This window comes from Pseudoxanthomonas mexicana (assembly GCF_001556105.1).
Taxonomy (GTDB): Bacteria; Pseudomonadota; Gammaproteobacteria; order Xanthomonadales; family Xanthomonadaceae; genus Pseudoxanthomonas_A; species Pseudoxanthomonas_A mexicana_A.
On the sequence record NZ_LSIF01000012.1, the window covers coordinates 1 to 12440 of the forward strand.

The window sequence follows — 12440 nt, forward strand, 5'->3', positions numbered from 1 at the left end:
CCTACATCAAGGCCGAGTACGCACAGACCGAATCGTTCGGCGCGCCGGTGTTCTTTTCCAACAACGGCGGCCTGAGCTTCATCCAGCAGAACACGACGGCGCTGTTCCGCGAGGGCGACGCCAAATCGATGGAGGCCCGTGCCAATTTCAAGGAGCTGGGCTGGACCGAGCAGGACTGGAGCGTGGGCGCCTGGTGGCGCAACACCAGCGCCGGCTATTCCATCTCGCGCTACGACACCGGCCGTCCGGTGACCGAATACGGTGCCGAGTTGCTGGGCCAGTTCACGCCCAACCTGGGCCTGTATACGCGCTACACCCGCGCCGAAAGGGGGGTGGAGTCGCTGACACAGGCGCAGGCATCGCTGGAGTGGCGCATCAACGACACCAGCACCTTCAGTACCGAGGTGCGTCGGCTGGACCAGAAAGGCACGGCGGTCAATGCCGCCGGTACGCTGGGCGCGCTCAAGTACCTGCGCCGTTTTGGCAGCACGCTGGAGTTGTACGGCATCGGCCAGGTGACGCTGGATGACGATGGCGGCAAGTACGCGGACAACAATGCGCTGACGCTGGGTGGCAAGTACTTGTACGGCAACCAGTCGTCGGTGGGCGCGGAAGCCACCTCGGGCGATCGTGGTGAAGCGGCCACGGTCAATGCGGAGCATCGCCTGACCGCGCAGCATGCCATATATGGTGCCTATACGTACTCCACCGACACCACCAACTACGACTCGCTGTTCAATCGCAGCTCAAGAAATGGCTGGACGCTGGGCCAGCGCTGGCGCCTGTCCAACCAGGTCAACCTTTACAACGAAAGCCAGTTCCTGAAGGAGCGCGACGCCTCCGGATTGGCGCACACGTTCGGCATGGATTTCTATCCGGCCCAGGGCTGGAACACCGGTTTCACCCTGTCCGACGGTGAGCTGACCAGCTCGACCGGGGGCAACGTCAACCGTCGTGCGATCAGCGTGTCCGGTGGCCGCACGTCGCCGGATACCGATTGGCAGAGCAAGCTGGAATGGCGCGAAGACAGCGGTGCCGAGCAGCGTGAGCAATGGGTCAGCACCAACCGCCTGACGCACAAGATCAACGAGAGTTGGCGCATCGCGGCGCGGTTGAACTATGCCGACACCGACGATCAGCTGGATCCGCTGGCCAGCGCGCGTTTCATCGAAGGCAACGTCGGCTTCGCCTTCCGCCCGTGGAACAACCAGCGCTGGGGCCTGTTCGGTCGTTACACCTACCTCTACGACCTCGCCACGCTTGGCCAGATCGGCGGCGCGAACTACGACCAGAGGTCGCAGGTGCTTTCGTTCGAAGGCGTGTACAAGCTGGACCAGCGCTGGGAATTTGCCGGCAAGCTGGCGCGTCGCGAAGGCGAGGTGCGCATGGGGCGCGGGACTGGTGTGTGGCTGGATTCGGCCACCACGTTCGCGGCGGCACAGGTGCGTTACGACCTGCGCACGAAGTGGCATGCGCTGGCGGAGTACCGCCGGCTCGACGTGGTTGACGGTGGTTCGAAGCAGGGTTTCCTGATGGGTGTCGACCGTGACCTCAACAAGAACTTCCGCATCGGCGTGGGCTACAACTTCACCGACTTCAACGACGACCTGACCGACTTCGACTACGACCACAAGGGGTTCTTCCTGAACCTGGTCGGCACGTACTGATAGAGGCGCGGGCGGGCATCCGCCCGTCCGTTGGCGTCCGGCACGCACGCTCGCCGCGTGTTACCGGGTCATTTCAGTGGCGATGACGTTGCGTTGGACGATGCGGCGGCCATCGCGGCACGCTGGTAATTCCGCACCAGCGCCTCGCGGATCATCGATGTGACGGCATGACGTGCGCCGAGATGCCGGCTCGCTTCCACCAGCGCCTCCTGCAGCAAAGCTTCAGCCTGCCGCAGGTCGTCGGCGGAGCGGCTTCCCGCAGCTCCGGTGCGTTGCAGCAGCGCCTGCGCCAGCCAGTACTTTGCGGTGGGCGAGGGCCAATGGCGTTGCGCGCGCGCATGGATGACTTCCTGGAGCAACCCCACCGCTTCATTCCACCGAGCCTCAGCGGCCATGCGGGGTACCGCCTGGTTGACGGCCACCAGTGCAAGCGCCTGTTCCTCCTTGGCGGCCAGGGTGGTGGGATGGCGTGGACCCAGTACGCGTTCCAGCAATTGCACGGCGTGTTGCGCACGCTCGAGTCCTGTCCGCGGATCTTCGTGCAATGCGAGTCGAGCCTCCAGCATCAGCTGGCGTGCGAATTCCGGATGCCGGGTGCCGTAGGCGGACACGATGGCTTGGTGAGCCGCCTGCACTGCGGCTGCCGTGACGGCGTCGGTGCCGGACGCCTGCTCAGCGACCTGCAACTGCAAGCGCAGGCTTCGGGCAGTGTCGGGGTGATCGGGCCCCAATCGCTGGCGGCGGGCGTCGAGCAGCGCATTCGCCAGGGCCGTAGCCTCGGGGTATCGCTGCGTCAGCAGCAGCAGGGGAAGCCTGGCTTCGCTGACCGTTTCTCCAAGCGAGGGCGCTCCCGAGCGCGCGGCATCGGCTGCACTTTGCAGGTCGCGCTCCGCACGGGGCAGGTCCATCAGTTGGAGATGCCATTGGCCGCGCAGGACCAATAGCTCGACGTGGATCTCGCCTGCGGCGCGCGAGGACAGACCGGCAGCGCTTTCCTGGGCGAAGGCCAAGGCATCGAAGGCGGCGTCATACTCCGACAACCCCCAGTGCGCGCGTGCGAGCTCGACCAGCAGGGCTAGCGTGGCGGGGTCGGCGGCCGTTTGCGTCGAGGCGGACCGCTGCAATGCCTGCGTCGCAACATCGCGTGCCTCGGCGTGCCGCGCTTGCAGGTTGAGCAGCGTCGCCAGGATGGCCGGTGTGTCGGACGTGCCCCCAGCATGGTCGGACAGCAGGCGCTGGGCTTCCCCGGCCAACGTGAGCGCGTGCGGGTAGTCGCCGAGTGCTGCGTAGCTGCGGGCCAGTGAAGCAAAGGCTCTCGCCTTGATGGCCGGGCTCGCTTGCAGCGAGAGTCCGCGCAGCTGCGTCTCGGCGCGCTCGAGCATCAGGCGGGATGACGGTCGTGCTTCGGCCAGTCCCGACAACGTCACGATGCCCAAGGTCTGCTCGAACACGGTGGACACGGCCTGGGTGTCGCGCAGTGCCTGGCGATCCTGATGGTTGAGCCAGCCCAGTACGGCCGCGCAGGTGATCCCCACGGCCAGCACGCCGCCCGCCAACGTACTGGCCAGCGCGTTCCGCTGCAGGAAGCGCTGGATCACGTAGCCGCGGCGGGTGCCTCTGGCCAAGACCGGATAGCGCGCCAGCCAGCGCTCGAGATCTTCGATCAGCGCGTCGACGCCGGGGTATCGATCCGCAGGCGACGTGGCAACGGATTTCAGGGCGATCGCATCGAGGTCGCCTTGCAGGTGCCGGCGGAGTTTGCCCGCATGAGGGTATCGCCGCTTCCAGGCCACATCGGCCGTGGCCGCGGCTGCCAGCGAGGATGGTGTGCGTGCTGGTGCCAGGCGGGACAGCCCGATGAGCGTGGCGTGCAGCGGCAGCAGGGGCCGGGGCCAGTCACCAACGAGCAGTTGGTACAGCATCACGCCGATCGAGTAGATATCGCTGGCGGCGGAGGCGGCGGCGCCCGTCAACACTTCCGGCGCCGTATAGCCGTTGGAGACCGCGATGCGGGGAGGTGCCATGCCATCCAGGCCGCCGATCACCGCAGACAGGCCAAAGTCGACGAGATGCACGCGGCCATCGTCCGACACCAGCAGGTTGCTGGGCTTGATGTCCTGATGCAGTACACCGTGGCCATGTGCATAGCGCAGCGCCTGGCAGGCCTGCAGGAGCAGGCGGATGCGTTCGACAAGCGTCAGGCGTTGCTGGTCTGCCCAGAGATCCATGGCGGTGCCGTGCACGAGGCGCATGGCGAACCACGGCCTGCCATCGGCTTCGATGCCGCCGTCCAGCAGCGGAGCGATATGGGGATGGTCGAGGTGCGCCAGGTGGTTGCGCTCGCGCATGAAGGCATCGATCAGCGCTGGCGACGACATCCCGGCCCGCATGCACTTCAGCGCGACCTGCTTCTCGTACTGGCCATCGGCTCGGCTGGCTTCATAGACGGTGCCCATGCCGCCGGACCCGATCACGCGATCGACGCGCCAAGGTCCGAGCCGGTTGCCGATGCGGACGGACGAAGGATCGGTGACGCCTTCGTCCGATGCCTCGCACAGGGCTTCGAACGCGGCGTCTTCCAGTGCATGCGACGTGGCGTCCGCCGCCAGTAAACGCAGGAGTGCGTCGTGGAGTGCGGGCTCACGTGCTTTCAGTCGCAGCAGGGCGTTTGATCGTTGTGGTGGTGGCAGTTCGACGTAGTCGTCGAACAAGTCCAGCGCACGGGCTTCCAGATCGGACATCAGCGACCGTCAGTAGAGGGCAGGACGTCGCGCGTGCGGGATGCGAAGCGACCGCCGGCCCATTGGCGCGAGCGTATCGCGCTTCGCGTCGGCGTGCGTGGAACGAAAATGAGAGATGGCGCGCCCGGAGGGATTCGAACCCCCGACGGCTTCGGAAGCTACAACCTAATGTGCATCTCAAGTGGCGTTAGCATGTCCAATATTGCTATGGGTAGTCGGAATGTTTTTGATAAACAGTGATTTAGATAAAATCCCCGCCCATCGTGAACTTGGCCAAAGGTCAATCAAGATCCATTGAAGCTCAATAGTCTGTCCAAAAAGTTGTCACACACTATGGATTGCTTGTTGAGTAATAGCTACCTTGTGCTACCCCAGCGTCGGCGTGGTAAATCCCCATGCAATCAGCACTCAACCCGCCGGACTTTGACCCTGTCCGGGTTGTGGAGGAATACCTAGACCTCGTCCCTAGCCATCGTCCATACGCCTCTGTACTCACAGAGCTGGCAAAGGTTGCGTGGGACGGCTCCTGGCCCGGACTTTTCTACCGGGACGTGGCAGACCTGCTGGACTCAGTGCCCTGGCTCGCAGACGGCTGGATCGACTTCGGCACAATTAATGCCCTTGGCAACCGCCCGCTTACAGACGACTTGCTGGTGAAACATGCGGGCTGGGCAGTGCCGCCCGGCATCTGGCGCCGGCGTTCGAAACTTTCACAGCTCGAGGGGCTTGTGCTCCTGGTCGGGCTAAGGGGAGGGCGGGCCGCCCAAGTCCAGCTAGCGCGCGCGGTCGATCTGATCGATCAAGGGCTCATCAGCGATCGAAGAGGCACCGCCAAGAGAATCAGGCGACGGCACCCGCTCAAAAACATCTTGTTCGAACTGGGCAGGCCTCAAGACATGGCTGGGATGGCGGAAGCCCTCTCTCACGTGATTCCCAAGGTTTGGGCCATGTACCCGGAATTTGGGCAGTACCTGTACGAGGCCATCTGGCCGCTTGCCACCGGCGGGACATCCACGTGGGCCCCATCGATGGGCTCGGATAACCTCTTTGGCCTCGATAGGGACGAGTGCCGTGACAGTGAAATCGCAGCGGCCGTGCCGGAGCTCGATTTCCAGCCACGGCCATTGCGCGCATTCACCGAGGCGGACCTCGTGGATGAGCTGGCAGTAATACTGGTGGAGTTGAGCGGCGAAGAAAGGATGGCTGCCGCTTCACTCACGCCCGTCTGGCGCGGAGAAGAAACAGCAGGCTTTTACGATTCGGTCTACAGAATCTCATACGTTGCCACCTGGCTGCAGCCATTCCTACGGCAACGCACAGATCTCTCTATCTTGCAATCAGTGAGCCAGTCAATTCGCGGGAAGGATCGATCAAAGGCTTTTACGAGGGTTAGGAGGTGGCGAGCGACAAAGCGCATCGAGCAAACGACGGGATTCCGTCCCAAAGCCCTTATTGCGCCTTCTGATCAGGATCGGCGACGTGGAATTTTTCATCTACGCGGCCTACTCGTCCTAGGCCGCCTTCGTGGGGTCGCCAAAACGAATGTTGGCGCAGACCGGCAGCTATGTGAGCTGATCTCCGATCTAGAGTGCGGCTCTCGCTCGCCTCAGCCGGTGGAACTGATCGCGGATGGATTCCCTGATCAGCATCCACTGGAGCCGATCCTAGATCGGATCGGAAAGCCGCGCTCAGCGGACGCGCTAAGTTCAATCCTCCACTCGCTGTTGCCGGAGATATCGCTCACGCATCCAGTAGCTGGCAGGTTGCTCGGCGAGGTATACCTGAAGCTGCTGGTAAACGAGCTTCCGACTACACCGGACGCGTCGGGTCGCCGCAGATCGCAGAGGCAGCGTTCTGGCCTGAAGGCCCGCCGGGTTCACGTGCCAACACGTGAGCAAGTTCTTCCTGGCGAATCTCACGAGGAGGCGGAGCCTGGTCTTGTCGCCTATCGTCGGTCCGGGGCCAGCAAGCCACTAACCACGATCAAGGAAGAAATTCAGTGGGTCAATCAGAAGATCTGGGGCTCAAACCCGCTGTTGATCCGAGATCATATCGAGTCGGTAAGCGACGTAGAAATGAGCATGATCATCAAGATCATCCAACGGCGCGTATGCGCTGACTTGGAAGTCGCCCAGCATGAATCTGCACGTATCGGCATCGTCGCGGCGCTGACCGCACTGACGGGTCGTGGGCCTACTACATTTGCCCAGGCGGACAGTCGGCTAGGGACTGTCAAGAATGGTGGCCCGAGGCCTCAACTCCGATTGAGGGAGGGCATCTTCGAGATGCCAGTCCTTCGACCAGACAATGCATTCAAGGCCACCGCTGCAAATTCGAGTCTACTAGAGAAGACAGTGGATATCGTGCGCTTGCCGCTACCACCGAGAATATGTGGCTGGATCAACTCTCTGCTGGCAAGCGGGAATGATCCTTGGCGGTGGGAGCCAGAAAGCCTGCGTGATGCACTGCAAGAATACTTTGCCGAGGTTGAGGAAGAGGTAGGCTCGGGAACAAGTCTTGCGAGGGTGCGCAACTATGCCCGCGCACGCCTGCGCGAAGTCACTCAAGACACCAGCAAGACGATGCTTCTCTGTGCTGACACATTCGGACTGTCGACGGCACCTTTGTACTACGCCAATGTTCCAGTTCAAGAGCTCGAGGATAACTTCCGGAAGGCGATGTGGCCCTTGCTCGGTGATGCTCCGTCGCCAGCTACCGCCGCTGGCAGCCTGAACTCGGGCCGCGTGGGATCACAGCTGCTTGTGACCGAAACGGCTGCGCGAGATCTTGCCCGCAGTCCGAGTGCACCGATGCATGCCTCGGGGAAAAGTCGAATAGAGGATCGTCGGCGAGTGCAAGACCACAACGCGCTCACGAATCACGTCCTCTGCATGCTGATGGCGATCGGTGGGCATAGACCAACGATCGCTCTACTGGAGTTGACGCGATTCGACTTTGATACTGAGCAGCCGGCCGCGATATTCAGTGACAAACAGTGCGATCCCGCACACTTGTTCCGCTATACGCCGACCGCTGACCTGATTGCCAAGCAAATTGATCTGTACCTCAGCCATCTAAGAGGCTCCGCGCGAGAGGCTGGGAACGAAACTCTACTGGCACAGCGAGCGCGCCAGTCACTTCTGGGCGATGCACCGATCTTTTTTCATCTGGCACCGGACGGAGCGCCCGCCGAGCTCGACATGGCGTCGTGGCGGGCAACACTTCCGAGTAACTGGGCAGCGCTGCCACTGAACTGGGGGCGTACATGGTTGGCGAGCCGCGGTCGCGAAGCAGGTATTGAGTCGGACCATCTGGCAATTGTTCTGGGTCACCTTGAAGCGACCGGATATCCGTACTCGAGGGAGAGTCCACTTGAGCCGGCGCAACTTTCCAGAGCGGTATCTGGACCACTAGGGCATCTGGCCCGCTCTGCGGGCTGGGTCCTGCGAAAAGGTCTGAGCGTAGACGGCACGGTCGACGAGGACCTGGTGGAGGCGGGGCCTCTAAGGAACTGGAAGCGCGAGCGCCAAGAACTGGCGGCTCAGATGAGACAGTTCAAAATTGAAGTAGAACAAGCCCGCCGTTCGCAGATGCGAAGCAAACGCGAAGAAGGTGAGCGGGTGGTGTACGCCATTCTAAGAGAGGCCGTGTCGGTCCGGATCCCTACCTTCGGCGAGCTCGTCAAGCTATCACCTGGTTGTGCGGAGTGGGTTCAGTCTGACCATGGGGTACGGATCTCGCCGGACGATATGGAGGACATCGAGAGTAGAGTTGAGAGCGCCGCCGGTTCCGACAGGATCCTGGCCATGGCTGCCCACAACGCTCTGTACCGTTACGTCAAGAGGGCGGTCGAGAGACTGCATTGGGAGAGTCCAATCCCAAGTCCATGGCTCACTCCCAGCACCCAGGAGCCGTCACCATTCTTTCCGGGGCTGTTTCGCGCGACGACCCAGATACGCATCCTGAGAAAGCATTTCGGACGCATACTGCCTCGACCCAGCGCGGGCTCCGGATTCACGGACTTCGAATGGGCTTGTGGCATTTCGGCAATGGCACTCTGCCTATTCTCCTTCGAAGACGATACGTTGCGCGTGCGCGACATCCTGTCCGGGCGGGACTCGATCAGCTGTAGCAGTGCGATCGATGACTTGCTTCTGCTCAAGACTGACGATCGTGCCCGCTCAGCAGGCGTGCGAAGCCTGGCCGCAGTCGCGCTTGGTCGGCTACGGCGGGATCATCCGTCCGAAGCCTTGCCCACCCCGGCGAGGCTTGATGAGGTCTTGGCGGCGCAGATGCCCGCACAGATAGCGGGTCATAGCGCCGAGCTCCTGGGGCGACTGTGCGCGACCGTTGAGATTGCAAATCGGGTAGAGCTATCCGGACTCGCTCGCTTGGCAAACAGCAGGCTATCCGGCTGCGTGAATAAGACGATTGCGCGCCAGAGACAGTTCTTGGAAGAGGGCTGGGGTGCCGTGGAATCTCTGACTTTGTCTTCCGATAGAGAGAGTGGGAGCAGCCAGGTCAAAGCGCGAACATGCAAGCCCAGTGAAGTAAAGAAGGATTACCGTCGTTTGCGTGACGCCCTCAATGTCGGAACAGGACCGAAGAAGTTCAAGCTGACGGGAGACTCACTATCGCAGGCGAACATTGGCGCATTTCGTGGACCATTGCAGCGTGAACTTGAAGCCCTTCTGTCAGAGGAGAAGCTCAGCCCGCTGGTGGCCTGCATCGCAGCCTACTCGCTTCATATGACGGCACATGGTACCCCCGAGAAAAGGGATCCCGCGTGGACCACGGTCTATAGATACATCACTTCGTTCGGATCGGAGCTGGTTGCGCAAGCATGCGACACCGACTTCATGAGTTTGGATACAGATGAGTATCTGGATATCTATCAAGGTGTGATAGATCGGAAAAGCACCAACCTGAGCAAGGAGCTTACCGCTCGACAACTGGCGTGCTTCCACGCCTACTTGCATGAGCATCACGCTATTGAATCGGTCGACTTCTCCGACTTGGAAGGCGTCATCATTGCGGCAGAGCATCAGGTCGATGCTGATGTGATCCAGCCGCAAGAGATGGTGCAGGGTATCGCGCAAATGTCGGAGCTGGCCTTGGCGAGCGAGCAAGAGATACAAAGTGAGCCGTCGCGCGTCCGATTGGATCGCCAGTCACTCGTGTTTGCAATACTTCTTAGGACATCAGGTGCCAGGCACAACGAACTGGCAGCTCTGCGATTCAAGGATATCTTGGCAAGCCCTGAATCTACAATTCTTCTCATTAGGTCATCTCGCTATCGCCGACTTAAGACGTCCGCTGGCCGACGTATCATAGATGGCTCCCGAAGGTTGTCGCGTCAGCAACGCCAAGTCGTCAGTGATTGGCTCGATGCGGAGAAGGCGCGTCTCGGCAAGACGTGGAAAAGAACTCTGCCAATTTTTGGCGACGTCGGCGAACCGAAGATGCGCGTCGCGCCCCGGGTTCTGCGGGATATGACATTGGAGTCACTCGCTTCTGCAACCGGAAGTCGCTCGCGCGTACATCGAGTAAGGCACTTGGTGGCTGCAGAGGATCTCACGTCGCTCTGGCTATCAGGCCAGGATTGGCGGGCGCTACGCCGCTCACGTGCGCGTGTCAGAAGATTTGTGGTTGGCCGGCGCCGCTCAGAAATAGTTCTCCCACGGGACATTCGAGAGCAGGGGATTCGGTTTGGCCATCGTCGCAGTTCGACCACGGTCCTGAACTACTTCCACATGGCGTGGATGACAAAGAGTCGGGCATCTTCGGCGCTGCAAGAGTTCGAGACTCGCCATGCGGCGGCCGTTGCGCTTGGAGCATCGGTTGCTGGGGCAGACAAGATCCTTCAGCGGAGAAAGTCGATCCGTGGTGGCATACGGTCAGATCAGCCTATTTCAGCTTGGCTTTCTCACGTCGCTGGGGAGCGGACAGCTACCCCCGGGAACTCCGCTGTGCAGTTGCCAGAGTCGCCTGCGGACAGAATCACTCCTCCGAGCGCCCGGCTGGTTAGTCGTATGCTTCGGGACATTCAGCGAGGACTGCCATTCGAGCAGGCGGTCCTAGTCTACGGGTTCAATCGACACCAGGCTGACATCCTGACTCAGGCAGTAAATGAGATCGAGAAGAGGACGGCATTCAGGTTTTTGCCGCGTCCAGATCGCAAGGGGAAGCCGCGTACCGCCAGGGCGTTTGAGTCCGCCCGCCCCGCGGATCTGATCATCGACCTACTCGATGCGGGAAGTGCTGAAGAAAGGGCCTTGGTGCGGGATCTGGCGCTCAACCATCTCGTGTGGGCACATCGAAGCCGACGGGATATTTTTGTCTGGCCGGTGCGAGCAGTGAATAGGATGACCCAACTTCTAAGAAGAGCCGGTGTCGACGATTTGCAGTTGCGACGTTTCCAAATTGCTGGTGAGGCTGGATTCGAGAAGCTAGTTGTGCTGCGTGCAGCAGATGGGAGTGCGACGATGAATCATACAATCGCATGGGCACTTGTGGTTACGCACGCTACACTGATGTTGAGCTAAGATCTGCTTCCGAAGCCAAACGGGCATCAACAGCTATTTCTGAAGGATGGTCGGGTGCTCGGGACGTGCTAACGCCAATTTTTATCCGGCTGGGTGAAGTCGTCAGTGGGCGTGCGGCTCCCGAGTTGCTGTCGGATCTGTTTCTCGTCACTCCCCAGATGCTTCGCAAGCGCTTGGCACTGCCGCGAAACAAAAACAGACGCATGGCTGCCCTGCAGAACATCGAGGCGGTCTTCACCAACGCTCTCGTCGACGCCGGCCTTAGCGAGGCCGAGGCCGGCAGCCGAGCCCGTGGACTTCCAAGCGGTCTGCTCGAAGGGGCAATGTATCAGCTGGGGTACTCCAGCGATGAACTTCATCCCCACGGGCTAGCCGAGTTGCGTCGACTCGATGAGGTCGACGAGCGTATTAGCAAGTTCTTCGATGACCGCGATATCGAAGGGCTTGGGGCGTGGCTGGGATCGAGTGGCGGACCGGACGACCGCCTCTACAAGCCCGTAATCGCGGCCGGAGTTCCGCCATGGCCTCCAGGTGATGCTGCGTTGCCGGTCGACTACATCGGGGCCCAACTCGCCAACGTGGGTACCCACATGTTGCTTTCGTTCCTTGCGGTGATGGATCATGAGATCAAGCCGGTTCTTTGCACGTCGGATTGGGATGGCTACTCCCTCATCGCGACGTTGCTTGCTCCTCCAGATAGATCGAGCGCACGTCGCAGCGTCGACTCCCCAATCGCCCGGCTCGTCGATCTGACTGCAGCCTCGGCCATGTCCGACGCCAAATTACGACTGCCGGAACTCCGGCCTACGCCGTCCGAAGTAGCCAAATGGATCGCGGGCCGTGGGCGTGGTGGCGAGGCATTTGACCAACGTCTGCATCGATGGCGCACTGAAGATACCAAGCTGACTGGAGGTGCCTTTAAAGCGCTTGTCCATGCGATGCGGCTTGAATCAACTGACCCGATTCAAGCGGTCGAAGCAAAAGCGCGCATGGCGTTCCCCCTTCTCGTTGCCGCCCATCTTCTCTCTATACTCATGCCACGCTTCGAAGGCGGACTTCATCACGATCGGCGCGGCTGGCGCGAGGCGTACCTCGAGTGGTGGGAGTTCCACGCGGTGGCCCGGGGTGTCCCGCACAAGTCCGCGGGGACCGCCGGGCCACCGGCATGGCTTACCATCGATCAGTCGTCCTGTTCGCTCCAGACGTCCGGGCGCTCGTCGTAGCCTCGGGACTGCCAGTAGGCATCGTTGTTCGGGTTGAGCTGGTTCGCGCGATTATCATCGTTGAGTTTGTCAGCCATGCAGGCATCTCCGTTGAGTTGAGCCCATGTCCGGGCAGGAGAAGGATTGCCGGACTGGACCTCACCGCGATCGTCAGATTTTGAAACTTTCTTGTGGCGCTACCCACTACCGCCCGGTTTCCGTCTCGGCGCCGACGTCCCCCCGCTTTCAGTAGCGGAACCATTTGGAGTCCGGGGTTACTGTAGC

At 61.2% G+C, this 12440-nt stretch carries 3 protein-coding genes and 1 pseudogene; 3 read left to right on the top strand and 1 reads right to left on the bottom strand.

All coding sequences use genetic code 11. From position 1 onward, the window contains the following. A pseudogene (locus AX730_RS19075) lies at positions 1 to 1667 on the top strand (hypothetical protein); the annotation flags it as partial. Positions 1668 to 1735: 68 nt separating this feature from the next. On the opposite strand, the gene AX730_RS01820 reads toward AX730_RS19075, so the two are convergent. Then, positions 1736 to 4408 (bottom strand): serine/threonine-protein kinase, encoded by a 2673-nt coding sequence (locus AX730_RS01820; protein ID WP_062351080.1) that lies wholly within the window; start codon positions 4406 to 4408, stop codon positions 1736 to 1738. Positions 4409 to 4959: 551 nt separating this feature from the next. Between AX730_RS01820 and AX730_RS01825 the strand changes: the two genes are divergently transcribed. Both AX730_RS01825 and AX730_RS18710 read left to right on the top strand, forming a co-directional pair. Then, positions 4960 to 10953: a site-specific integrase gene (locus AX730_RS01825; RefSeq protein ID WP_157074045.1), complete on the top strand. Its 5994-nt coding sequence runs from the start codon at positions 4960 to 4962 to the stop codon at positions 10951 to 10953. Between the two features lie 125 nt (positions 10954 to 11078). Then, positions 11079 to 12176: a hypothetical protein gene (locus AX730_RS18710; protein ID WP_157074046.1), complete on the top strand. Its 1098-nt coding sequence runs from the start codon at positions 11079 to 11081 to the stop codon at positions 12174 to 12176. Positions 12177 to 12440 lie beyond the last annotated feature (264 nt).